The organism is Stenotrophomonas sp. YJH_SMC_19, from assembly GCF_059367915.1.
Genome location: NZ_JCAFRI010000028.1, coordinates 1 through 25,519, shown reverse-complemented (window position 1 = coordinate 25,519; position 25,519 = coordinate 1). Strand labels below are relative to the sequence as shown.

The 25,519-nt window shown below is 65.7% G+C and carries 18 protein-coding genes; 2 read left to right on the top strand and 16 right to left on the bottom strand.

Annotated elements, in window-relative coordinates:
- Position 1: 1 nt before the first annotated feature.
- From AC5P5R_RS20190 to AC5P5R_RS20165, 6 genes are all read right to left on the bottom strand, one after another.
- Positions 2–1,027, bottom strand: a complete 1,026-nt coding sequence (locus tag AC5P5R_RS20190; protein ID WP_164281702.1) for an AAA family ATPase — start codon at positions 1,025–1,027, stop codon at positions 2–4.
- 198 nt (positions 1,028–1,225) lie between these two features.
- A complete protein-coding gene (locus AC5P5R_RS20185; RefSeq protein WP_005410855.1) occupies positions 1,226–3,193 on the bottom strand; it encodes a type IV pilus secretin PilQ in 1,968 nt (655 codons plus the stop codon).
- A gap of 21 nt (positions 3,194–3,214) precedes the next feature.
- Positions 3,215–3,718 carry a pilus assembly protein PilP gene (locus AC5P5R_RS20180; protein ID WP_044571441.1) on the bottom strand — a complete coding sequence of 168 codons (504 nt, stop codon included), beginning with the start codon at positions 3,716–3,718 and terminating at the stop codon, positions 3,215–3,217.
- Between the two features lie 26 nt (positions 3,719–3,744).
- Entirely contained in the window at positions 3,745–4,401 is a 657-nt protein-coding gene (locus AC5P5R_RS20175; protein WP_005410857.1) for a type IV pilus inner membrane component PilO, read from the bottom strand.
- Positions 4,398–5,270, bottom strand: coding sequence for a PilN domain-containing protein (locus AC5P5R_RS20170; protein WP_049396146.1), 873 nt, complete (start codon positions 5,268–5,270; stop codon positions 4,398–4,400). The genes AC5P5R_RS20175 and AC5P5R_RS20170 overlap by 4 nt, the downstream gene beginning before the upstream one ends.
- Complete coding sequence (locus tag AC5P5R_RS20165) at positions 5,270–6,328, bottom strand: pilus assembly protein PilM (protein WP_005410860.1); 1,059 nt, start codon at positions 6,326–6,328, stop codon at positions 5,270–5,272. The genes AC5P5R_RS20170 and AC5P5R_RS20165 overlap by 1 nt, the downstream gene beginning before the upstream one ends.
- 219 nt (positions 6,329–6,547) lie before the next feature.
- Between AC5P5R_RS20165 and AC5P5R_RS20160 the strand changes: the two genes are divergently transcribed.
- On the top strand, positions 6,548–8,971 hold the full coding sequence (locus AC5P5R_RS20160) for a penicillin-binding protein 1A (RefSeq protein WP_005410861.1): 2,424 nt from the start codon (positions 6,548–6,550) through the stop codon (positions 8,969–8,971).
- A 210-nt stretch (positions 8,972–9,181) separates the two neighbouring features.
- Positions 9,182–9,826, top strand: a complete 645-nt coding sequence (locus tag AC5P5R_RS20155) for a hypothetical protein (protein WP_060380571.1) — start codon at positions 9,182–9,184, stop codon at positions 9,824–9,826.
- Positions 9,827–10,002: 176 nt separating this feature from the next.
- On the opposite strand, the gene AC5P5R_RS20150 is transcribed toward AC5P5R_RS20155, so the two are convergent.
- The 10 genes from AC5P5R_RS20150 to AC5P5R_RS20105 all read right to left on the bottom strand — a co-directional run bounded on the left by AC5P5R_RS20150 (position 10,003) and on the right by AC5P5R_RS20105 (position 25,208).
- Positions 10,003–10,746 carry a hypothetical protein gene (locus AC5P5R_RS20150; protein ID WP_060380572.1) on the bottom strand — a complete coding sequence of 248 codons (744 nt, stop codon included), beginning with the start codon at positions 10,744–10,746 and terminating at the stop codon, positions 10,003–10,005.
- A 69-nt stretch (positions 10,747–10,815) separates the two neighbouring features.
- Positions 10,816–15,183, bottom strand: coding sequence for an ESPR-type extended signal peptide-containing protein (locus AC5P5R_RS20145; protein WP_111723034.1), 4,368 nt, complete (start codon positions 15,181–15,183; stop codon positions 10,816–10,818).
- Between the two features lie 68 nt (positions 15,184–15,251).
- A complete protein-coding gene (locus AC5P5R_RS20140; protein WP_111723035.1) occupies positions 15,252–15,959 on the bottom strand; it encodes a pilus assembly protein in 708 nt (235 codons plus the stop codon).
- Positions 15,960–15,975: 16 nt separating this feature from the next.
- Positions 15,976–17,055, bottom strand: a complete 1,080-nt coding sequence (locus AC5P5R_RS20135) for a CblD like pilus biogenesis initiator family protein (protein ID WP_487251121.1) — start codon at positions 17,053–17,055, stop codon at positions 15,976–15,978.
- A 50-nt stretch (positions 17,056–17,105) separates the two neighbouring features.
- The gene (locus tag AC5P5R_RS20130) at positions 17,106–19,832 is read right to left on the bottom strand and encodes a TcfC E-set like domain-containing protein (protein ID WP_111723036.1); all 2,727 of its coding nucleotides are present in this window, start codon (positions 19,830–19,832) and stop codon (positions 17,106–17,108) included.
- A 50-nt stretch (positions 19,833–19,882) separates the two neighbouring features.
- Entirely contained in the window at positions 19,883–20,392 is a 510-nt protein-coding gene (locus AC5P5R_RS20125) for a CS1 type fimbrial major subunit (RefSeq protein WP_164281703.1), read from the bottom strand.
- Positions 20,393–20,910: 518 nt separating this feature from the next.
- Complete coding sequence (locus AC5P5R_RS20120) at positions 20,911–21,999, bottom strand: hypothetical protein (protein ID WP_495226434.1); 1,089 nt, start codon at positions 21,997–21,999, stop codon at positions 20,911–20,913.
- A gap of 365 nt (positions 22,000–22,364) precedes the next feature.
- Positions 22,365–23,642: a citrate synthase gene (locus AC5P5R_RS20115; RefSeq protein WP_005410870.1), complete on the bottom strand. Its 1,278-nt coding sequence runs from the start codon at positions 23,640–23,642 to the stop codon at positions 22,365–22,367.
- A gap of 296 nt (positions 23,643–23,938) precedes the next feature.
- Positions 23,939–24,181, bottom strand: a complete 243-nt coding sequence (locus AC5P5R_RS20110) for a type B 50S ribosomal protein L31 (protein WP_005410871.1) — start codon at positions 24,179–24,181, stop codon at positions 23,939–23,941.
- 88 nt (positions 24,182–24,269) lie between these two features.
- Positions 24,270–25,208 carry a nucleoside hydrolase gene (locus tag AC5P5R_RS20105; RefSeq protein ID WP_005410872.1) on the bottom strand — a complete coding sequence of 313 codons (939 nt, stop codon included), beginning with the start codon at positions 25,206–25,208 and terminating at the stop codon, positions 24,270–24,272.
- Positions 25,209–25,519 lie beyond the last annotated feature (311 nt).

Sequence of the window (25,519 nt, the reverse complement as noted above, 5' to 3'; positions counted from 1 at the left end):
CTCAGGGTGCCGGCACCCGGGCCAGCAGCTCCTGCACCAGGCGTTCGCCATCCCAGCCTTCGGCGGTGGCTTCGTAGCTGGGCAGCACGCGATGGCGCAGCACGTCGGCGGCAACCGCACGCACATCGTCGGGGGTGACGAAGTCACGGCCGGCCAACCAGGCGCGTGCCCGGGCGCAGCGTTCCAACGCAATGGAACCACGCGGGCTTGCGCCCCAGGCGATGCGGCGCCCGAGGCCGGCGTCATAGCGCGACGGATCACGCGAGGCCAGCACAAGTTCGACCAGGTAGCGCTCCAGCGCCGGCGCCATGTGCAGGTCCAGCACTTCGCGGCGGGCGTCGAACACATCCTGCATCGGCAACTTCGCCGGTGCGGGTGCCGCTTCGCCCAGTGCGCCACGGGCACGCTCGCGGGCGAGCCGCAGGATCTCCGATTCGGCGGCCTGGTCCGGATAGCCGATGCGTACGTGCATCAGGAAACGGTCCAGCTGCGCTTCCGGCAGCGGGAAGGTACCTTCCTGCTCGATCGGGTTCTGCGTGGCCATCACCAGGAACAGCGGCGGCAACGCATAGGTGTGGCGGCCAACGGTGACCTGGCGCTCGCCCATCGCTTCCAGCAGTGCCGACTGCACCTTGGCTGGCGCGCGATTGATTTCATCGGCCAGCAGGATCGGGTGGAAGATCGGGCCGGGTACGAATTCGAGGCGCCCTTCCTGCGGGCGCCAGATCTCGGTGCCGGTCAGGTCGGCCGGCAGCAGGTCGGGGGTGAACTGCACGCGGGCGAAATCCGCCTCCAGGCGCGAGGCCAGTGCGCGGATGGCCGTGGTCTTGGCCAGTCCCGGGGCGCCCTCCACCAGCAGGTGCCCGTCGGCCAGCAATGCGATCAACAGGCGTTCGACCAAAGCCGCCTGGCCGACGATTTCGGCCGACAGCGCGTCGCGCAACTGGTTGAAGGCGCCATGCAGGCGGGAGGCGGCCGGCGCGGGCGGCGGCGAGACGGTTTCGGGCATCGGCGGTGGCAGGTTCATGGGGGCCTTTGACCGGCGCGGGACGGCACGGGTTCCCCACATCATCGCAGGGTGCCCTGCGATTGGCATCAAGAACGGCTGAACGGGCCTCTCCTCCACGCATGGCGTGGATCTACCGGATCATCCGCGGACTACGTCCGGCATGAACGAAGAAGGGCCGCACATGGCGGCCCTTGTTCGTGTCGCGGGTTCGCTGGCTCAGTTCTGCCTGGCCACGCGCAGCACCTTCGGGGTGACGAACACCAGCAGCTCGGCCTTGTCCTTGCTGCGGCCACGCTTCTTGAACAGGTTGCCCAGGAACGGTACATCGCCCAGGAACGGAACCTTGCTGATGCTGTTGCGGTCGGTGAACTCGTACACACCACCGATGACCACGGTCTGCCCGTCCTCGACCAGCACTGCGGTGTTCACTTCGCGGCGGTTGATCGACGGCACGGTGCCATAGCCTTCCAGCTGGATCAGCCGGTCCACTTCGTCCTTCTTCACCTGCATGTTGAGGAACACGCGGTTGTCGTTGGTGATGGTCGGGGTGACCTTCAGTTCCAGCACCACTTCCTTGAACTGCACGTTCGGCGTAGCGACACCGCCCGCACCGGCGCTGATGGTCACATAGCCGATTTCCTTACCCTGCTTGATCAGGGCCTCGCGCTGGTTGGTGGTGACCACGCGCGGGTTGGAGATCACTTCACCACGCGACTCCTCCTGCATGGCCGACAGCTCGACGTCCAGCAGGTAGCCGGCATTGAGGATCGACAGCGCAAGCGAGCCTGCCGGGTTGGTGGACGCCGCCGGCATGGCCCAGTTCAGGCCACGGGTGATTGCCGAGCCGACCGGCACCGGCGCCGGGCCCGTACTGCCACCGGCCAGCCAGTCGCGGTAGGCCTTGGCGTTGGTCGCATTGGCTTCGACCTGCGACTTGCGGGTTGCCTCGTTGGCTTCCAGATTGCCGCTGAAGTAGGCGTTGTCGCGGCTGCCACTGATGCCGAACCGCGCGCCCAGCTCACGCGCGAACGTATCGGTGGCGATCACGATGCGGCTTTCGATCAGCACCTGGTCGACCGGGCGGTCGATCACGTTGATCAGCTCACGCATGCGCGCGATCTTCTTCGGAATGTCGCTGATCATCAGCGTGTTGGTGCGCTCGTCGGCAACGATGCGGCCACGGCCGGACAGGAAGCCACTCTCCTCCTGCGACGACCCACCACCACCGCCACCTGCGCCACCACCGCCACCACCGCCGATGCCCTTGGCTTCGGTCAGGGCTTTGAAGATCTGGGTGGCGCTGTGGTAGTTGATCTGGACGTAATCGGTCACCAGGTCTTCGCGGTTCTCGATGGCGATGCGCGCGTCTTCCTTCTCCTGCTCGAACTTGGCCAGCTCGGCCTGCGGGCCGACCCAGATCACGCTGCCATCGCGTCGCTTGTCCAGGCCCTTGGCACGCAGCACGATGTCCAGTGCCTGGTCCCACGGCACGTTGACCAGGCGCAGGGTCACATTGCCCTGCACCGAGTCGGAGGCCACCACGTTGAGGTTGGACTCTTCGGCGATCAACTGCAGCACGGTGCGCACTGGCACGTCCTGGAAATTGAAGGTCACCGGCTTGCCGGTGAAGCCACGCTGGCCGACGGCCTTTGCGGCCTGGGTGACGCTGCCGGCGGTCACTGCACCGACGGCGGCCGGAGCCTGCCGCGCGCTGATCTCCACCACGTATTCGTTGCCGCTCTGGTAGGCCAGTGACTCCACCGCACCGCCGGTGCTCAGCACCAGCTGGGTGCCGGCGCCGGACGGCTTGGCGTCGATGCGCTGCACCGGCGTGGCGAAGTCGACGACGTTCAACGGCTTCTGCAGGTTGGCCGGCAGGCGGGCATTGCCCACGTCGACCACCACGCTGTTGCCCTGCGTGCGCAGGTCCGGGATCGCGCCCTGGCCGTCAAACTGCACGATCAGGCGGCCCGCGCCATCATCGCCGCGCTTGAAATCGATCTTGGCCACCGACAGGCCGGCCGGTGCCGCGGCCGGTGCGACGGTGGTGCCCACCGGCTTCTCCGCCGGTGCGGCGGCCAGCGCCGGAGCGCAGGCCAGCATCAGCGCGACTCCCAACGCGCTGACACGGTTCAAGGTAGAGCGCCGGTTGGGACGCAGCCCCTTGGCTTGGTGAAAGGTCATCGTGCTATCCCCAGTAAACGATCATTGATCTTCAAGCGAGAGCGTTGCCGGCCGTTCCAGCCAGCCACCCGCGCCATCCGGCACCAGTTCGATCAGCTCCACACGGTCTTCGAAGACCGCAGTGACCCGCCCGTCGCTCTGCCCCAGGTAACCGCCCGGGCGCACCCGGTAGGTCACCTTGTCCGGTCCCATCACCAGTGCGACGGTGCCGCCGCCGGTGCCGATGGTACCGACCATGTCCAGTGCGTCCAGCGGGAAGCCCTCCAGGGGCTCCTTGCGCCGGTTCGGATCCGGCCGCAATCCGCCATTCCCCTGCGGATTGGTCCAGGCATCGGTGAACGGATCACGCAGGCCCTGCGCGGAGTATTCGAAGGTCTCGAACTGCTGCATCACAGGCAACGGTTCCAGCGGCTGCGCCGGCCGGGCACGTTCGCCTTCCACCCACTTCTCGAGATTCGGCGCATCGCCCGGCGTGCTGGTCACGCCACGGCCGCAGGCGGCCAGCAGCAACACGGCAGCGGCCATCCCGCAGCGTGCAAAGAAGGAACGGATCACTTGCTGCCCTCCTTGCCGGCTTCAGCCTTCTGCTGTTCCTGCACCTCGGTTTCGTCGAGATACCGGTAGGTCTTGACCGTGCCGGACAATTCCAGCGCACCGGCACGCGAACCACCGCCAGCCTTGTCCGCCGGCTTCAGGTTGATGTCGTGCATGGTCAGGATCACCACGCGCGGCAGCGAGGCCACGCCACTGACGAACGCACCGAACTGGTGGTAGCTGCCCACCATCTTCAGCTTGATCGGCTTCTCGGCGTAGAACTCCTTGACCTGCTCCTGTTCCGGTTCGAACAGCTGGCTGGTCAGGCCGCTGGACAGCGCGGTCTGCGAAATGTCGATGATCAGGTCCGGCATTTCGGTCTTGCTGGGCAGCTGCCGCAGCATCTGCTGCAGCACCTGCTCCATCTGCGCCAGCTGCTGCTTCAGCGGCCCCAGGTTCACCGCGCGTTCCTGCTGCTTGGAGAACTCGGTGCGCAGATCGCTTTCCTTCGATTCCAGGCTGGCCAGTTCATCGCGCTTGCCGCTGATCAGCAGCATCCATGCAACGAACATGATTACCAGGGCCAGCAACGAACAGAAGACGATCTTGGCCTTCTGCGGCCAGTTGCCGATGTCGTTGAAATCCAGGTTCTTCAGATCGATTTTCTGGCTCATGCGCGGTCCCCCTGCAGCGGGGCGTAAGAGGCCTGCGGCGGCTGCGCCAGGCGGCTGCCCTCAGGCCTGGCGGCCGGGGCCGGTGCGGCGGGCTGGTTCGGCTTGGCCGGTGCAGGCGCCGGTGCGCTGGCGGGTGCTGCGGCCGGGGCCGCCGCCGGTTGGGCCGGGGCCGGTGCTGGTGCAGCAGCCGGGGCCGCCGCATCGGGGCCGGCGGCAAGCGGCGCCACGGCGGGCGTCGCAGCCGGGGCGGCCGCCACGCTGCCATCCGCGTTCAAACCGGCAGTGCCTGTCTCTTCACTCTGCGCCGGCAGCTTCACCGTGACCTTGAACATGTACGGCAGTGCCTTGATGTCCGATACCGGGCCGGCTGCAGTCTTGTCGCCGGCACTGGCCTGGATGATCGACAGCTCCGGGTTGGTCATCCAGCCGGAGGTTTCCAGGTTGCGCATGTAAGCCGACACGCGTGCATTGGACTGGGTGCGTCCCTCGAGGGTGAGCATGTCCCCCTCCTGCTGCAGGGCGGTCAGCACCACGCCGTCAGGAATCGTGCGCACCAACGCGTCGAACAGGTGGACCATCTGCGAGCGCTTGGCCTGCAGTTCCTCGATCACCTTCTTGCGGGCCAGCAGGCGGTCCTTCTGCGCATCGAGGCGGTCGATCTCCTTGTTCTGTTCCTTGACCTTCTCGATCTCGGCTTCCAGATAGGCATTGCGGTCCATCTGGCCGCTCACCTGGCGGTCGTAATAGAACCAGATCAGCAGCGACAGCAGCAGGCCACCGATCGCGGCCATGCCCAGCATTGCGTAGAACTCGCGCTGGCGTTGCTTGCGCCGCTCGGCGCGCCAGGGCAATAGATTGATGCGTGCCATCAGTCGAAGCTCCTCAGCGCCAGACCGGTGGCGATCATCAGCGCGGGGGCATCCTGGGCCAGCGCATGCGCGTTCACCTTCGGGCCCAACGTCATCTGTGCCAGCGGGTTGGCGACCACGGTCGGCACGCCCAGCTGCTCCTCGACCATTTCCGGCAGCCCGCCCAGCACGGCGCAGCCGCCGGCCAGCACGATGTGATCAACGCGGTTGAACTCACTGCCTGCATAGAAGAACTGCAGCAGGCGGCTGATCTGCTGGACCGTGGCTTCCTTGAACGGCTCCAGCACTTCCATCTCGTAGCTTTCCGGCAGCCCGCCCTGGCGCTTGGCCAGGCCGGCCTCCTCGTAGCTCAGGCCGTAACGGCGCATGATCTCGTCGGTCAGCTGCTTGCCACCGAACACCTGTTCGCGGCTGTACAGGCTGCGGCCGCCGCGCAGGACGTTGAGGGTGGTCATGGTGGCGCCGATATCGACCAGCGCGACCACGCCGTCGATGGACACCGGCAGCTCGCTGGCGACCAGGGCGTAGGCGTTCTCGACCGCGAAGGCCTCCACGTCCATCACCTTGGCCTGCAGACCACCCAGTTCCAGGGCCGACTGGCGCAGTTCCACGTTCTCCGAACGCGACGCGGCCAGCAGCACCTGGACCATCTCCGGGTTGTTCGGGATCGCCCCGATCACCTCGAAGTCCAGGTTCACTTCCTCGATCGGGTACGGAATGTAGTTGACCGCTTCCAGCTCGATCTGGGCTTCCATGTCGTTCTCGTCGAGCTCGGCCGGCATCGGGATCACCTTGGTGATCACCGCCGACCCGGCGACGGCGGCAGCGGCCAGCTTGGCCTTGCTGCCTGAACGGTTCATGGCACGGCGGATGGCCTCACCCACGGCCTCCACTTCCACGATGTTCTTCTCTACCACCGCATTCGGCGGAAGAGGTTCCACAGCGTAATGTTCCACACGGAAACGATTGCCGCTGCGGGACAGCTGCAAAAGCTTTACCGCAGTCGAACTGATGTCGACGCCTACAAGCGGCGACTGACTTTTTGGGATGAGCCCCACGGTTTCTCCCCTGCCGACGGGCACTTGGACGCAAGACCTGCGCCCGAGCATTAATAACGTATTCTTAGCAAATGGCAACGGCCCTGCTGTGAAGTTCCTCACGGATTCACGATGCAGCCCCTGACTGTTCCCCTTGCGCTCCCCGGTGCCGACCCCAGCCGCCACCTTGCGTAATCTATACTCTGCGACCACGAAATTCGCAATCGGAATCTGAACCCGATGACTCGACTCCGCCGCTGGCTGCGCTGGATCTTCCTGATTGTCCTGGTCCTGGCGCTGATCGGCGCGGCCGCCGTGGGCGGTCTGTACTACGCTGTGTCCTCCAAGCTTCCCGACGTGCAGACCCTGCGCGACGTGGAAATGCAGGAGCCGATGTACGTCTATGCTGCCGACGGCAAGCTGATGGCGGTGTTCGGCGAGACCCGGCGCACCCCGATCACCATGAAGGACGTGCCCGAGCGCCTGAAGCAGGCCTTCCTGGCCACCGAGGACGCCCGCTTCTACGAGCATGGCGGCGTGGACTACATGGGCATCGGCCGTGCGGTGTGGCTGCTGGCCACCACCAACGACAAGCGCGTGCCGGGTGGTTCCACCATCACCCAGCAGGTGGCCCGCCAGTTCTTCCTCAGCTCCGAGTACAGCTACACCCGCAAGCTGGCCGAGATCCTGCTGGCACGGAAGATCGAGTCCGAGCTGAGCAAGGACGAGATCTTCGAGCTGTACCTGAACAAGAGTTTCTTCGGCAACCGCGCCTACGGCGTGGCCGCCGCCGCCGAGTTCTACTACGGCAAGAAGCTGAACGAGCTGGACCTGGACGAGATGGCCTCGCTGGCCGGCATCCCCAAGTTCCCGTCCTCGGGCAATCCGATCTCCAATCCGGAGCGCGCCCGCCAGCGCCGCGACAACTACGTGCTGCAGCGCATGGCCGACCTGAAGTTCGTCAGCCAGGCCGAGGCCGACGCGGCCAAGGCCGTGCCGATGCACGCCACCGCCCATGAGCCGCCGGTGCAGGTCGACGCGCCGTACGTGGCCGAGCTGGTGCGCCAGGAAATGATCGCCCGCTTCGGCGGGGATGTGGTCAACAAGGGTTACCACGTCACCACCACCATCGACTCCACCCTGCAGACCGCCGCCAACCAGTCGGTGCGCGACGGCCTGCTGCTGTACGACCACCGCCACGGCTGGCACGGCGTGGAGAAGCAGGTGCAGGTGGGTGCCGGCGAAGACGCCGCCGCCCTGGCCGAGCACCTGCGCGGCATGTACGGCCAGGCCGGCCTGCTGCCGGCGATCGTCGCCAGCACCGGCGCCGATGGCAGCGCCACCGTGGTGCTGGCCAACCGCAGCGAGATCGTGCTGCCGGCCGGTGCCGCCAAGTGGACCAACAAGACCCCGGGCAAGCTGGTGCAGCGCGGTGACATCGTGCGCGTGCGTGCCGGTGCCAAGGAAGGTGAGTGGCTGCTGGACCAGATCCCGCGCGGCCAGTCCGCGCTGGTCTCGCTCGATGCCCACAACGGCGCCCTGAAGGCGCTGGTCGGTGGTTTCAGCTTCTCCGGCAACAAGTTCAACCGCGCCACCCAGGCCCGTCGCCAGCCGGGTTCGAGCTTCAAGCCCTTCATCTACGCCGCGGCCTTCGACAAGGGCTACAACCCGGCCTCGATCGTGCTCGACGCGCCCGTCGTGTTCCGCGACCGCCGCGGCAAGACCTGGGCCCCGCAGAACGACGGTGGCGGCTTCCGCGGCCCGATGCGCCTGCGTGAGGCGCTGGTGCAGTCGCGCAACCTGGTCTCGGTGCGCCTGCTCGATGGCATGGGCGTGGACTACGCGCGCAAGTACATCAGCGAGTTTGGTTTCGCCGAATCCGAACTGCCGCCGAACCTGTCGATGTCGCTGGGTACCGCCTCGCTGACCCCGCTGTCGGTGGCCCGTGGCTACGCGGTGTTCGCCAACGGCGGCTCGCGCGTGGACACCTGGCTGATCGACCAGGTCAATGACCGCGACGGCAACCTGGTGTTCAAGGAAAACCCGGCGCTGGCCTGCCGCGACTGCGCCGGCAGCAGCGACCAGCCGGTGAACCAGGTGGTGGACGGCTTCAACTTCGGCGCCCCGGCCCCGAAGGTGGACCCGGCCGCTGCGGCCAAGGCCGAAGCCAAGACCGAAACCCCGGCCGCGCCGGCCAACCCCGATGCCCGCACCGCTCCGCGTGCGATCGACGCCCGCACCGCCTACCAGCTGGTATCGATGATGCGCGACGTCGTCCAGCGCGGTACCGGCGTGCAGGCCAAGGTGCTCGGCCGCGAGGACGTGGGCGGCAAGACCGGCTCCACCAACGACCACCGCGACGCCTGGTTCTCCGGCTTCGGCGGCCCGTACGTGACCACCGTGTGGGTGGGCCGCGACGACTTCCGCTCGCTGGGCTACCGCGAGTACGGTGGCAAGGCGGCCCTGCCGATCTGGATCGACTACATGCGCACCGCGCTGAAGGACACCCCGATCGCGCAGAACGAGCCGCCCAGCGGCATGGTCCAGGCCACGCTCAACGGCGCGACCGAGTGGGTGAAGGTGGAAGACATGGATCGCCTGACCGACTACGACCTGAACCTCAATACGCCGCAGGCCGACGCCGCCGCGTTCGATATCTTCTAAGAGGCAGGTATGGGTGGGTGCCAACCGTTGGTTGGCACCGATGCGACCCTGGTAGAGGCCAACCTTGGTTGGCGCCCCGTGCCGACCAAGGTCGGCACCTGCCAAAGCATCGGTGGGTGCCAACCGTTGGTTGGCATCTCCGCGCCATACCCACGCAGATGTCACATCCGTGCGCTAATCTGTAGCCAGGTCGCAACAGGGAGTCATCGCATGCATCGCGCCCGTCAGCATGCTGCCAGCCAGACCCGCGAGCGGCGTCACCGCCTCGCCCACGAAGCCGCCCGCCTGATGGCCGAAGGCGGCATCCGCGACTATCACCAGGCCAAGTTGAAGGCCGCCAGCCGGCTCGGCATCCACGACGATGCCTCCCTGCCCCGCAACACCGAGATCGAAGACGCCCTGCGCGAATACCAGCGGCTGTTCGCTGGCCCCCAGCACGGCAGCGAACTGCAGCGCCGCCGCGAGGCTGCCATGCGTGCGCTGGAGTTCCTGCACGGCTTCTCCCCGCGCCTGGCTGGCCCAGTGTTGGAGGGCACCGCCGACGCCAACAGTCCCGTGCAGCTGCACCTGCACAGCGACGACCCGGAAGCCGTGCACCGCTTCCTGGACGAGCACGGCATTCCCGCCGAATCGCGGACGCGCCGCCTGCGCATGGACCGCGAACGCTGCCTGGACGTGCCGGTGTGGGTGTTCAGTGCCGAGGAGCTGACCTTCGACCTAGCGGTGCTGCCGTACGACGCCCTGCGCCAGGCCCCACTGTCACCAGTGGATGAGAAGCCGATGCGACGTGCGTCTGTCGCGCAGTTGCGGCAGGTGCTGGCCGAAGCGGAGATCAGCGCGTACATCGGCGGATGACGGTAGCGCCGGCCCATGGCCGGCGAGCGCAGCGGTACCTGCCTTTGGTGGGTGCGGACCGTTGGTCCGCACCGTGCTTCAGGCAATCGATTGCTGGCCGAAGAGCAGTCGAGCGCGGCTCGACTCTACAAAAGCTGCGCTACCTGCTCTGGCAGATGGCGCCCATCATGCTCCCGCTACCAGACGAAACGGGTATCGCGCAGCGGGTCGCTGAGCAGCCGCGGCAGCCACGGTACTGGGGCTCGCTGCGGATACTCCCGCATCATCTGTGCATGCATGACCTGCAGGCCCCGCAGCAACCAGATCTGGTCATAGATGTCGTTGAACCCATCCGACCACCCACTCTTCACCCGCTCATGCTCGACCGCCTCCAACGACGGCATCTGGTCCAGCGACACCTCCAGGATCGTCAACAGTGCTGTGTTGATCTGCGCATTCTCAACACCCGCCCTGCGCACATCCTCCAATCGAGCGCGAATCCGTCGGCAGTCGTACGGGACGCACCCACCCGTGGCGGTGATGTAGTCGGCGATGTCCGCCAGCATGTCGGCTTTCAGCCGCCACACCACTTCGCTGTCCATCACCTGCCGCACCCGCATCGTGCGCAACGTGCTCGCCCTTACCTCCTCCGGCGTGGTGAACGGTGCACCCGGCGTGCGGCCCGCGTGGCGCACCAGCACGATGCGATGGATCGCCTCGCTGGTGACGCCCTCGATCCGCAGCGCCGCTGCCTGAGGATGCACGCGCGGCGGCGGCACGCCCAGCATCTGCCACAGGTACCACAGCACCAGCAGCAGACCGGCGATGCATAGCCCGCTCATCAGCGTCCACAGGTCCAGGTTCCGGGTGTAGTAGCGAAAGCGCGCCCGCCAGATATAGAACGTGCGATAGCTGACGATTCCACTTACCCATCTGTACATTGCCTTCTCCTCGGCAAGGACCCCGGCGCGGCGGGGTTCATTACGCGCACCACGCCGGGGCCGCATGGCTTACCAGCCGATGCCCACGCCGACGCCCATGCTGCGTTCACCGCTGTTGGTGAACGCGCCATTGAGGCTGAAGGTGGCCGAGCCCTTCTCGTTGAGCACACGCTGGTAGCCCACCGCCATCGCCGACTCACCCTCGCTGTAGCCCACGCCCGCACCCAGGCGGTTGTAGGTGGCCAGGCCGGCGGTGTTCATCGCCATCGCGGTCTGTGCGCTGCTCATCGCCGCCATGCGGTTGAAACGCTTGTCCATCTTGTCCAGGCGACGTTCGAAATTGCTGATCGCCCCATCGGTGTACTCGTTGGCGCGTGCCAGCATCTTCTCCAGTTCAGCGGTATCGACCTGGGGCTTCGGGGTGTCCTCCTTCGTCTTCGGCTGCGGTGCAGGTTTCTCACCCTCGCCGACCGACGCCACCTGCTGGCCGCCTTCGGCCTGCGGCACCGGCGCTTCCGGTTCGGGCACTGAAGCCACCGCCATTGCCTGCGGCTGCGGCTGCGGCGCATCGATGCGCTGCTCCAGCCCGTCCATGCGGCCGTTGAGCTGCTGCTGCATCGAGTGCAGCTGGCCGCCATTGACCGCGTCGCGGCTGCCGGCCGCGATCAGGCCATTGGCAACGTTGGAAATGACCATGCCGTGGGTTCCGGCCAGAGTGAGCTGGTTGAGACCGTCCGCGCGGACCGAGGGCGTGTCCTGGAACACGCTGCGCAGCTGCGACTCGACCTGGTTCACCCGCGAGCGGTTGCTGACCACTGCGCCGTCGAGCGCTTCCAATGCACCATTGAGCGTGGACTGGGACTGGCCCTGCACGGCGAAGCTGGGGCCGACGATGTTGCCGTTGGCATCGACTTCACCGCCGAGCGCGGACAGCGCGCCGCGCAACTGGCCGACGGTGGCGGCGTTGTGGTTGGCGGTGCCGTTGGCGATGTTTATCAAGCGACGTTGCGCCGCGGGGTTGCCGAATGAAGCAACTCCAACTTCCGTAGCAGCGGAGCCGGCGCCAAGGGCCAAAGAACCCGTCGCCTCTGAATCAACCATTGCCCCAAGCCCGATCGCAATGCCTCGTGCGGAGTGCACTTGAGATCCCGCACCGACGGCGAAACCGTTAGGCGCGTCGATTGAAACTGCCGAGCCACGACCGAGGGCAACAGAGTTAACGCCAAGCGCCGTCGCATAGGCACCAAGCGCCGTGCCTCCATCAGAGCCTGTGTATGCGGAATCACCTATTGCCACGCCCAAGAAGCCAGCAAATGCATCTTTGCTTAGCTCATCTGTACTGATCTTCAGAAAACGCCCTTGACTCTCAATATTGGATACTCGCTCACTGACGCCAAACAACTGGCGACCGGTGACCACGTCGTGACTATCCGCAGAGACTGAACCATCGGCCACGCCAGTCAAACGCGCACCGCCGTAGTCGATAACGCTGGCGTCCAATCCACGCATCGCCTCCTGCCCCATCTCCTTCTCCTTACGCATCGCCTCCAGATCATTCCGATTCTGCGAGATCTTCTGCTCTGCCGCGTACAACTGGCTACCGGTCACGGCATCACGGCTTCCTGGCGCCACTCGTCCGTCAGCCAAGTTGCTCAGCACCATGCCGTTCGCGCCACTGAGCGCGATCTGGTTCATGCCATCGGCACGGGCCGACGGCGAATCCTGGAAGATCGAGCTGAGCTGATCTTCCACCTTGCCTGCGCGGCGACCTGCGGTGATGACTGCACCATCGAGTGCCATCAGCGCATCCTCGACGGTGTGTTGGGCTCCGCCCTGCACCGCGTAGGTCGGGGCGACGACGTCGCCGCTGGCGTCCATGCCCGCACCCGCGCCTAGTGCATACAGAGATTCACGGAGCTGAGAGACGACAACCGCATTGTGGCCTTCTGTTCCGCGATCGACGTTCACCAATCGCCGCCCTTTGCCTGCGCTGCCAAAGGATGCGGTTCCAAATTCGGTAGCTACCGAGCCGGTCCCAAGTGCCAGGGATCCATCAGCACCGTTCAAGACCATCGCACTCTCGCCGATAGATATCCCATTCCTTGCCCTCACCTGCGCGCCAGCGCCCATTGCAAACCCGCCTGCGGCGTCTTTTTCGACCCAAGATCCACGTCCAACTGCCACAGAGTTCACGCCCAGAGCAGTCGAGAATGCCCCAACGGCCACGCCACCGTCAGCACCGGTTTTTGCTGAATCCCCAATAGCAACGCCGAGCATTCCCGCCTCCGCGCGAGCGCTGAACTCGTCTATGCCAATACTCATGTACTGATTCAGGTCCTCCAATGCTGACACCCGCCCATTAGTCATATACAACTGCCTTCCGGAAACCGCATCGTCGCTTCGCTCACTCAGACGGGCGTCTTCAAGACCACTGACTCTCCGGTTCATATTTGCACTGTTACGCACATCCAACACCGTTCCGCTGTTCTTCTCACCCAAGCGAACATTGCCGGTTGCCGACACCTGTCCCACCAGGCCACCCAGCGTCACCGCCTGAGCCAGTGCCTTGCCTGCTTCCACCTTGGCGGTGTCCGCAGCGGCCTGTGCTTTGGCGACATTCTCGTTGGTCGTGTTCAACTGCCTGCCGGTCACCGCTTCAGCACTGGACGTGCTCAGCGTGCCGTCGGCCACACCAGTCAGCTTTCGATTCGCATTCGCGCTATTGCGCACATCCAACACCGTTCCGCTGTTCTTCTCGCCCAGGCGGACATTGCCGGTTGCCGACACCTGCCCCACCAGGCCGCCCAGCGTCACCACCTGAGTCAGCGCGTTGCTCGCATCAGATTTGGCCTCTCCCGCAGCGGTCTGTGCCTTGGCAACATTCTCATTGGTCGTGTTCAACTGCCTGCCGGTCACCGCTTCCGTGCTGGAGGTGCTCAGCGTGGCATCGGCCACACCGGTCACCTTGCGGTTGGCATTGGCACTGTTGCGGACATCCAGCGAGATGCCGCTGTTCTTCTCGCCCAAGCGGACACTGCTGGTGGACGAAGTCTGGCCGATCAGGCCGGTCACCGTGGTGACCTGGGCCAGCGCCTTGCTGGCATCAGCCTTGGCCACATCCGCAGCGGTCTGCGCCTTGGTGACATTGCCATTGGTCGTGTTGAGCTGGCGTCCGTTCACAGCGTCGGTGCTGGTCGTCGTCAGCGCGCCATCGGACACGCCGCTCACCTTGCGCGTGGCCAGCACCGCGTTGCGCATGCTGACTTCCGAGCCGGTGTTGCTGTTGGCGATGCGTACGATGCCGCCTGCGGAATCCTGCTTGATCATGCCGTCAACCCGCTCGTTCATGGCATGCAGCTGCTTGCCGGTGACCGCATCGGTGCTGGACGCGGTGACACGACCATCGGCCACGTTCACGATGCGACGGCGCACCGAGGCGCTGCCTACCGACACCGTATTGGCTTCCGTGGCCACCGAGCGGACGCCCAGGGCTACGGCGCCCTGTGCGGACGCAGACGCCGCATAGCCCAGGGCAACGCCGTCCGTAAGGGCACGGCTCTCACCGCCGATGGCGATGGCACCGGTGTAGCCCAGGCTTCCCGCACGGGCACCGCCCCCGATGGCAACACCACCTGTGCCTGCACCGGTGTCTACCCTCGCTCTGCTTCCAAGCGCCACTCCGTCAACACCATTTGAGAACGTACTTGCACCCAAGGCCACCGCATTCTCCTGCTGCGCCACCGAGCTCAATCCCAGGGCGATTGCATTTGTGCGGGTGGCAGACGAATTTGCACCAACCGCCATCGAACCCGCAGCCGAAGTGCTGGAGTTGGCACCGAGCGCAAGGGCATCCACGCCACGCGACGACGAGCCGCTGCCGAGTGCGATGGCATTTTGTGCCCTGGCCTCTGCTTTGTTCCCCAAGGCAGTGGCACCAATGTAGGCGGCATAGGCATTGGCACCAACGGCCACGTTGTGGCCGCCATCAGCGGAGGTCCTGGCGTTGTAGCCTACCGCCACGCTATCCACGGCATAGGTGCTTGCCTTGAATCCGAAGGCAGCGCTGTTCTGGCCGTTGATCCGGGCACCAATACCAAAAGCGGTGGTGTTGTCGCCCTTCATGTTCACGCCTGCACCGTAGCCAAGCGAATTCCGGCCACTGCTCAACGCATAGCCGATAAATGTGGAGTCCTCATAGGAACCAGTAATGGGCGAACAGGAGACAAACTCGCCATTTCCCAGATTGAAGGGATCGCACCCAATGTAGTAACGGGTCTTGGCGTGCACCTCTCCGCCCGCCAACATCAGCGCGACCATCAGCAGTCCACCGGCGCCAGCTGCGCGGCTCGATTTCCTGCCACAGGGCCTGGTCAACTCGCTGGCCACCTCCCAGCAGCCTTTGGCGTGATTCCAGATACGACGATAGATTCGATTCATGTGTTTCTCCTTAACAGGACAAGGAAAGTGAGGCCCCGTGCCGGGCACGGGGCGGGCAAAGTGCGGGCTCAAGTCGTTGTCGGCGCGATCGTCCGCACGTGTTCGCGATAGCCATCGCGGGTGAGCCGGTAACGCAGTTGCAGCGAGTTGCCCGGCTGAAGCTGGAACGGCAGCGTCAGTGCGGCATCGGGATAGAGGCTGTGCGACACGGGGTGTGGCGTGCAGGTGCCCGCGGCCGTGCACTCCTCGGCACCGATGATTCCAACGCGCAGCGTGCCGGTGTTGTGCAGCGTGTTGTCCTGGAGGCGCAGGTCCACCACACCGTCGTCGGGGGTGACGTTGACCAGCGCCCCCCAGACCAGGCTGACGCCGATGTTTGCCTGTGCGCCTTCGCCGTCTTCGAGGGGAGCGTCATCCGGCCCGCGCACGCCTTCGAAATAGAGACGGTAGGCCGTTTCCTTCTGGACCTGCTGCAGCGGAATCACCCGGATCAGCCGGTTGCCGCCGCCGGAAAGTGCGAACTTGCCGGGGGTGATGGCAATCGCCGCATCCGAGGCTTCCATCTCCTGTTCCTCTTCGGCAGGCGTGGCGGGATTGACGATGCGCCGCAGGCGGGTCTGCACGTACTGCGGAATGGTCGACTGCGAGTACACGCGGATCTGGGTGCCGCGCTTGGCATCCACCGCTGCGCGCATCGGGTGAATGGAAAGGTTGGCGTGTGCCGGCAGTGCAAGCAGGGCGCTCACCGGCAGCAGGCAGAACAGCAGCTTCTTCATGGCAGGCTCCTCGGGATCAGGGTTTGGCAGTGGGGACATCGAGCACCACGGTCAGCTCGCCCTCGTACAGGCCGGGGCGCTGGCTGGCGATCGGGGTGGGCGGTGTTTCCAGGGTCAGCGGCGTCGGCACGCAGTACACCGGCTGGCTGATGCCCGGCAGCATCACCAGCCGCAGCTGTGCGCTGTCGATGCCGCGCAGCTGCTGCTTGACGTTGTGCTTCATCGCCAGGCGGTGGCCGCCGTAGTCCAGGTGGACCCGGTAGTCCAGGCGCTGGCTGGCATCGCTGCCGCCATCGCGGTGCCAGAGCGAGAAGTCCGACCCTGCAGGTGGGCGTGGACCGCTGTCGCGAACCGTGACGTCGAGGTATTCGCTCTGCGAACCCAGGCCGTCGTACAGGCACATATCCAGCTGTTTCCTGCCACCCACCACCTTCTGGATGGGGTCGTAGCGCAGATCGAGATTGACCAGCGGCGCGACGGTGTCGAAGGTCGGGAAGTAGATCGAGATCGCGTCGTAGTCGGTGACGGTGAAATCGAAGTTGAAGGTGGCTGTGGCGACAGGTGCTGCGGCGGGATCGGCCTTGATGTTCAGGCGCATCGTGGCCTTCCAGTGGCCTGCGACGAGCCGTGCAATTTCAGTCTCAGGGAGTGTCAGCTGAACTCCGGTTCCAAGCGGATCATTTGGTGGGCACTGAAACCAAAGTGCCTCATAGAGATTTCGCTCCGAACTGTTCCAAAAATCGCTGGTGCAAACTCGGCCCGACATAATTCTCTGCATGAAGCCCACTGCACCTATCTCTGCCCGAAGGCCGGTTCGCTGCTCCACTGCTCGCAGGACGATCTGTGTTCTCCCAAGATCTTGGTCTATCACCCCATCAGTAGGACAACGGCCGAGTTCGGAGTCGGAGCTCGACCCACAAACCACATGGATCTGCCCATACTTCAGCGCCAGGTCGTGACTGAATCCCAGCACCGTCCGCGGCGCCCACAACTCCACATCACCGGGTACCGCCGAGCGATCCCAGCTCATCACGATGTCCCGGCTCTGGTCGGCCGGATGCGTTTCTGGCGGCCACTGCGCCCACGCCCGCGGCATCACCAGCACCGGCGCACACACCAGCATCAACACGAACATCCAACGCCGGTTCATGGCGTACCTCCTGCAGCAGCGGTCCGGGGCGTGGCGGCAATCAACGCGCGTTCCTGCAGCAGGCGGGTCACGCGGGCCTGCTGGCGGATTTCGGCCGGCAGCTGGGCCACGGCCAGCGGCTCGCAGTGCACGGCACCGACCAGCAGCACCACCTGGCGGCGCTCGCGCACCTGCAGCGGGCAGTGCAGCAGGCGGTCGTCCTGCAACAGGTACAGCGTCGTTTCGCGACGCGGGAAATCGGCAACGAAGCCGCCGTTGGCGCTGGTGCCGGGCACCGGCGCGTTGAGAATGCGGGCGCCGCCCAGCGGCACACCGGCCAGGTCGCGGGCATGGCCGATGAAGGTGTAGGTCACTTCGATCGGCACCGGCATGCGCATCAGCTTGCCGGGCGTGAGGAACATCGGCCGTGCACCGCCCACGCCGGTCACGCGGATGGCGGCGATGCTGTCCAGCGTGCTGGCGTCCTGCACTTCGGCACGTTGCGATTGATAGGCCGGTAGTGGCAGCAACCGGCGTTCGCCGATCTGCAGGCGTTGCCTGCGCAGTCCGCCCACCTGCAGTTCGGCGGCCACGCCGCGCAGGTCGGCGTCATCGGTATCGGCCACCTGCACGGCAAGGCCGGCGTCGGCGCCGTTGGCACCGCTCCAGTAGAAGCCGCGACGACCAAGCGCGAAGCCGGAATTGTGTGCGCCGCTGTAGCCGGTCTCGCTGCGGCCACGCTGCTGGTAGCGCGCCACGCTGGCGCTGGTGTGGCCGATGCCATTCTGCAGCTGGCCGCCCAGTGAAGCGCTGTAGCGCTCGTTGTTGTTGGCGCGCAGCTCGCCGGACAGCTCGCGATACTGCGTATCCAGTTCCTGGCGCAGGCTCTGGCCAATGCTGTAGTCGATCGCCGGGCGCTGATGCTGCGGCTGGCGCACATCCACGGCATAGCGGCGCTGCCCATCACCGGCAGCGCTGCGGTGCCGACGGCTCAGGCTGAGGTTGACGTAGATGCCACGGTCGCGCTCGGTGCTGCCACGCACGCTGTCGGTGCTGTTCTGCCGCCACACGCCCACGCGCGTGGAGACGCTGAAATCCTGCCAGCGATGGCTGCGGCTGAAGCTGGCCTGCCAGGTGCGGCTGAGCAGCGGCTCGCGGCGCGGTTCCAACGGCCCCGGCGGCAACAGCGGCTCGAGCCCGAACGACGGATCCTGCTCGAACTCCGGCCGATACCAGCCGGTGCGCCAGGTCTGGCGCCGGGTGTAGCCCACGTAAACATTGCCGCCCGCCAGCGGCAGCGACATCGAACCACTGAGCGCGTTGGTGCACCCCAACTGGTCGCGCGCCTCGGCCTCGAACTGGCAGGCCTTGCCACGCATGCGCTGCTGGTAGAGATTCCACGACGCCGTGCGCCGGTACGACAGCTGGTGCTGCTGCCCGTTGCTGCCGTCGCTGCCACGCATGCCGCTGAAGGTGGCGCGTACTTCCTGCGTGGCCATCACCCGGCGCAGGTCCAGGCGGAGCTCGCCGTAGCGGTGCCCGCCGAACGTGGCGGCACCGGCGGTCATCGCCGCGTCGCGGCCCAACGGCACGCGCACGCCCGCCATCGCGATACGCTCGCCATCGAAAGCATCGCTGCGGCGTTCGCTGCGGTGGCCACCCTGCACGAACCATTGCCACTGGCTGTTGGTCCAGTCGCCGCCCTTGTCGAAGGGCGCCTCCTCGGTGCGCACCAGCACACCGTCCTCGTAGATGCGCATGCGGACCAGGTAGTTGCCGAACGGGAAATTGCGGGTGTCGATCTGGTTGATGCCGGCCTGCAGGTAGAAGGTCTGCAGCAGGCGCTCGCCATCGAACACGTCCACCCGCGCATCGCGCGCCAGCAGCACGGTCAGCGGGCTGGCCTGCACCGCCGCGTCGGTGTCCACATAGGCCTGGGTGGTACCCAGGCGTGCGCCCTGGAAGCGGTCCAGCGGCAGCATGCTGAAGCTGAAGGTGCCGCCCTGCGGGCTGGACAGGTTGCGGCGGTCCATGCGCCCGGCCTGCAGGTAGTGCGCCGGCCCCAGGTCGTGGCGGTAATAGACGTTGTCGAACTGGAAATCGTCGTCGCTGTGGCTGCGATAGCGCTGCTGGTTGTAGTACCACTCGGCCGACAGGTGGCCGCGATCGAACAGGCCCAGCGTGCCGACGCCGCGTGCCGACAGCGACTGGTAGTCACGGCCACCACTGAGGTTGAGCGTCTGCTGATGCAGGAACGCGTTCTCGGCATTGGCGGTGACCGTGTGGAAACGCTCGGCGGCAGGCTTGCCGGGAATCCACTGGCGCGCCACGAACAAGCGCACCGCGCCCTCGCCTTCGTCATACAGCGCGCGCACCTCGTCGGGAGCTTCCGGCGGATCGATGTAGCCGCAGCCGGCGCTGGCACCACCGAAGCGGCAGGCCAGATGGCTGTTGCGCGGCAGCGGCTGCGACAGCGCAGGCAGCAGGGCGGCCTGCGCCTCGGCAGGCAGGTCCAGTGACTGCAGCACGCGCGCGGGATCTTCCAGCTGCACGTGCTCCAGGGTCACGCGCACCGGCGACAGCCCGGCCGAGCGGCCGAACAGCTGGATGTCGAGTTGTTCGGTCTGGCCTTCGACCAGATCTTCAAAACCGGGCGGGACGCCGCGCGCGGCCGCCAGCGGAGTGGACAACGCCAGGGCGAGCGCGACCGCCAGCCGGGTGACGGCGGGGGCGTGTAGGGTCATGGGGGCACCGCTGCAAGCGGCCGGCCCGGGATGCGGGCCGGCGCGGGGGATTACGGCGTAGCCGCCTTCTGGTTCAGCACGACGTTGACCAGGCCGCTGTACGCGCCCTTGGTGAGGATCGGCGCCGGCGTGGTCTGTGCGATGGTCAGCGGCATCGAGATCGAGGCGCCCGGGGTCGAGCCCGCACCGTTGAACAGGTCAGCGGCCTTGTACTCGCTGGCGGCTGCACCCAGCGCGCGGTTGTTCAGGCTGATGGTCATCGGCACGGTCACGGTGCCGGTCTCGTTGGCCAGGAAGAAGCTGCCATCGATACGCGCTTCGATATCCGCCTTGTCATCGTTGGAATGGATACGCACGCGCTGCGTGTTCGGAATCAGGCCACGCAGCGGATCGTGGGTCAGGGTGACCATGTCCGGCAGCGGGGTGCCGTCATCGCGCAGCAGCGCCAGGGTCGGGTCGACGTCGGCGTAGACGGAGATCTTGGTTTCCACGGCGTGCGCGGACAGCGAAGCAGTGGCCAGCGCTGCAGCGAGCGCGGCCTTCTTGATAATGGCGTGCATGGGTGTCTCTCTCGGACAGGGGGAATATGAAAGCCCCCCTCCCCTAAGGAGAAAGGGAGGGAGGCGCCGCCCGCAGAGGTGGTTGCGGGCGACGGAGAGAATGTTAGGAATCCATTGCCATGCAGGCCATTCAAGCATTCCTAAAACGTTGGAGGTTAAGGAGGATTCTTGAAGGCGCTCAATGTTTGAGGGTTATGCAAACTCCCTCACTGCTTGAATGCAATAAACCTCATTGCCTTGGGTTTGTAGAGTCGGCTGTTAGTCGACTGCTCTTCCGATACTGCGCGAAGCACACACGCTGCGCGCGTGAGTCGAGTACGGCTCGACTCTACAGCGGGTCATCCACGCATGGCGTGGATCTGCTGGATGGCATCAGGCCGCCCTTCGGCGGCCTGATGAGACATCGCGTTGGCGCACGATCAGAAGAAGATCGCGTACAGGATCAGCAGCGGAATCGGTACACCCAACAACCAGAGCAGAATCATTTTCATTGCAGGTCTCCTTGCGTGGAAGGCGGTTTACAGATCGCGGCGGCGGCCGCCCCAGGTGGCGCTGAGGCTGGCGAAGAACGCACCGATCAGCAGGGTGATGAACAGCCACAACGCGGCATAGGCGGTCGCCTTTCGGGCATCGTCGGCGGCCTGCTTGGCGGTGTTCCTGGCCTTCTCCAGCGCCGCACGCATGCGCGTCTGCACATCGGTCACGCGCGCCTGCGCTTCGGCCGGGCTCATGCCGGTTTCGCGCGCGATCAGCTGCGCCAGGTACTGGGTGTCGGCCGGATCCAGGCCATCGCCCTGCAGGCTGTTGACGATGATGCGGTTCACTTCGGCACGCACTTCGCGGCGGTCACCCATCGGGCCATTACCCGGCATCGGGCGCGGCGGCAGGCCTACGCGCACATCGCGCGGCCCGACGCTTGCAGCCGGCGGCGGTGGGGCCGGATCTGTCGCCGCTACGCCGGACGCTGCATCAGGCGCGCCCGGGGCCGGCGGCGCGCCTGCAGCTGCCGGACCCGCATCGGCAGCGTTGCGGAACAGTGAATCCACCCAGTAGTTGAGGTCGCCTTCCGGGGCCGCCGCGGCAGTGCTGCCCGCGCCCGCGGCAGCAACGCCGGCCGTGGATGCGGCAACGCCCGCGGCGGCACCGGCCACCTTTGCGCCGGCGCCCAGCACGCCACCGATTGCCGATGTGAGCAAGCCCGCGGTCAGCAGCGTGGCGACGGCCCACGACACGAAGCCATGCGCGGTATCGCGGAAATAGGTTTCATCGCCATGGATCTGCGTCCACTTGGTACGCAGGCGGCCCGCCAGATAGCCACCCAGGCCGGACGCGGCCAATGCGGTGAAGGTGAGCCAGATGATGCTGGACCAACCGAAGGTCTCTTTGCTGACGCCTTCGAACGACCATGGCGACACCGACGACAGGCCGAGGCCAACACCGAGGATCAGCAGGATGAGGGAGAGTGCAGCGGCAGCGGTGGCGCCAGCGAAGATCGCGCCCCAGGAAACGGCGCTTTCGCTGGGAGGGGCGACGATCGGGGCGGTGACGACGGCGGCGACGTCAGGGCCGAGCGGTCCGCGCTCGGGTGGGTCGAATCGGGTACTCATCGGGATGGACGCTCCATTTCAGGTGCTGCGGATGCAGCTGGCGTCCTGAGGCTGCGCGAGCGCTTGTGAAGCTGGCGAGACCCTTGAATCACGCGGTCTTGGCGCGGTAAAGCGCGTGCCAACCAAGGTTGGCACCTACCGAAGGCGGGTGCGGCGGTAGATCCGCGCCGTGCGTGGATGGGAAAGCGTGCCAACCAAGGTTGGCACCTACCGAAGGCGGTTGCGGTGGTAGATCCGCGCCGTGCGTGGATGATTTTTCGCGGGCGCCGAAATCGTGCGGACCAACGGTCCGCACCCACCAGGTCCGCTCCAAAAAAAACGCCCCGCGGATGCGGGGCGTTCTTCTCACGACTCACGCGGGGCGATCAGCCCTGGTAGTCGCGCACGTCGCTGCCGGTGTAGACCTGGCGCGGACGGCCGATCTTCATTTCCGGATCAACCTGCTGTTCCAGCCAATGCGAGACCCAGCCGGAGGTACGGCCCAGGGCGAACATGACGGTGAACATTTCGGTCGGGATCTGCAGCGCCTTGTAGATGATGCCGCTGTAGAAATCGACGTTCGGGTACAGCTTGCGGGCGACGAAGTACTCGTCCTGCAGGGCGGCCTGTTCCAGCTTCACGGCCACGTCCAGCAGCGGATCCTGCACGCCCAGCTGCTTGAGCACCTTGCTGGTCATCTCACCGATGACCTTGGCGCGCGGGTCGAAGTTCTTGTAGACGCGGTGGCCGAAGCCCATCAGGCGGAAGCCGGAGGTCTTGTCCTTGGCCTTGACCACGGCGGACTCGACGTTGTCGGCGCTGCCGATTTCTTCCAGCATCTTCAGCACGGCTTCGTTGGCACCACCGTGGGCCGGACCCCACAGCGCGGTGACACCCGCAGCGACCGACGCGTACGGGTTGGCACCGGTCGAACCGACTAAACGTACCGTCGAGGTCGAGGCGTTCTGCTCGTGGTCGGCGTGCAGGATGAACAGCAGGTCCAGCGCCTTCACCACGTCCGGGTTCAGGTCGTACTGGCCGTCAGCCGACTCGAAGGTCTGCTTCAGGAAGCGGCTGACGTAGTCCAGCGAGGTGTCCGGCTTGTTGGCCGGCAGGCCCTTGCCGTGGCGGTAGATCAGCGCCGACAGGGTCGGCACCTTGGCGATCAGGCGCACGGCGGCCTGGCGGCGCTGTTCGGCGTCGGACAGGTCCAGCGAGTCGTGGTAGATGGCCGACAGCTGCGCGATCGCAGCGGCCAGGATGGCCATCGGATGGGCATCCTTGGCGAAGCTGCCGATCAGGGTGTTGATCGACTCATCGACGTTGGCTTCGGCGGTCAGCTCATCGGTGAAGGCCTTCAGCTGCTCGGCGCTCGGGCGCTCGCCGTTGATCAGCAGGTAGGCCACTTCGACGTAGCTCGACTTTTCCGACAGCTGTTCGATCGGGTAGCCACGGTACAGCAGCACGCCCTTGTCGCCGTCGATGTAGGTGATGGCGGACTTGCAGCTGGCCGTCGCGGTGAAGCCGGAATCGTAGGTGAAGAACCCCGTTTCCTTGGTCAGCTTCGCGATGTCGACGCAGTCGTTGCCAAGGGTGGGTTTGATGACGGGCAGAACGACCGACTTGTCGCCGGCGTTGAGCGTGACCTGATCAAGATCGGACACTGTGTGCGCTCCTTCATGGGAAGGCGCCTGCCCAAGCGCATTGGTCAGGCACGTGAATGACGTCCTCGGCCTGTGCCGGGGATCAGGTCATTATCGCACAGCAGCATTTGCCCGGCGCTAGACAGAAGTCGTATACGACAGGCAGCCAGACACCGGCCGTTGAGCGGCCCGGATCGGCAAAAGCGTTGTCACACGAACGCAGTGTTCCGCCCATCCAAACGCCCGTTGGGTTGGCGTTGGGGAAAAACAAACGGCCGCGCAGAGCGCGGCCGTTGGTTCGAAGCTGGATCGACAGATCAGCGCGCGTAGCGCTTCTGGAACTTGTCGATACGGCCCGAGGTGTCGATGACCTTGTGCTTGCCCGTGTAGAACGGGTGCGAAGCCGAGGAAATTTCAACCTTGACCAGCGGGTATTCGTTGCCGTCTTCCCACTGGATGGTTTCCTTCGTCGCCATGGTCGAGCGGGTCAGGATCTTGAAATCGGAGGTGACGTCATGGAAGACGACGTCGCGGTAGTTCGGATGGATATCGGCCTTCATGGGCTCACACCGTAAATGGGCTGGTGGTCAAGAGCGGCATTATAAGCACCGGTTGCCGCCCGGGGCAACCGGTGCCGGTCAATCGACGTCAGTCCGCACCCAGGGCCTGGCGCACCAGGGCCTCGAAACGCTGCTGGTCGTAGGCCATCAGCAGATCGCAGTTGTCCGGCTGGCCGGTCTGGCGGTTCCAATCGACGATGGTGGCGCCGCGGCTGAACGTGCCGTTCAGCTCCACGTTCAGCGGGCGCGACTCGACCCGCAGCTGCCCTTCGGGGTTCAGCGCCCAGGCCATGGCCACCGCATCGGCGGTGTACCAGCGCCCGCCCTTGCTGTCTTCGGACAGGCCACGGGTCTTGCGCGAGATCAGTTCGTAGAAGCGGGCGCGATCGGAATCGGCCTGCAGCCACTTCTCGGCGTCCTGCAGCGGCAAGCCATGGGCGACGGTGGCCTCCCAGTCCGACACCAGCAGGTGCTTGAACGAGGTGAACACCACGTGCGCCGCTTCCGGGTCGAACGCAATGTTGAATTCGGCCGCCGGGGTAATGTTGCCGTGGCAGGTGACCGCGCCGCCCATCACCACGATGCGCTTGATGCGCTCGGGCAGGGTCGGGTCCAGCTTCAGTGCCAGGGCAAGGTTGGTCAGCGGGCCCAGCATCACCAGCATCAGTTCGCCGGCGTGCTCATGCGACAGGCGCAGGATGGCCAGTGCAGCGTGCTCGGCTTCAGCCTGGCGGCTCGGCGGCGGCAGGTCCACGTCGCCGTAGCCGTCACGGCCATGCACGTGGGCAGCGTCAACGGAGGGATGCAGCAGCGGATCCGGGCTACCGGCAAACACCGGTACGTCGGTGCGGCCGACGATGTCGCAGAGCTTGAGGGCGTTGCGGACGGTGTACTGCAGGCCGACGTTGCCGGCGGCGATGGTCAGGGCGACCACGTCATGCCGTTCGTCGGCAAAGGCCATCAGCAGGGCCAGGGCGTCGTCCACACCGGGGTCGGTGTCGATCAACAGGGGGATCTTGTGGGTCATCGTTGCCGTCTTCAGATCGGCAACGAAGTGTGGACCGGGATGATGACCGTTGCAAGTACGGGGGTTGGGGTTCGGCAGGGCTGCGCCCTGCACCCGCCGAATCAACGGCAAACGCCAGAGCAACGGCAAAAGCGGGTTTCCTGGGGGATGGCGGGGTGGGTCCGGTTGCGGGGGACGCCGTAAACCCATCCTTGAAGTGACCCCCGGGAGTTGGACGTCAGATCCAACCCCGAGGGATACATGAACAGATATGACGCACGTTTCAAACTGCAGGTCGCCAAAGAGGCCTGCAAGACCTCCACATCGGTCAA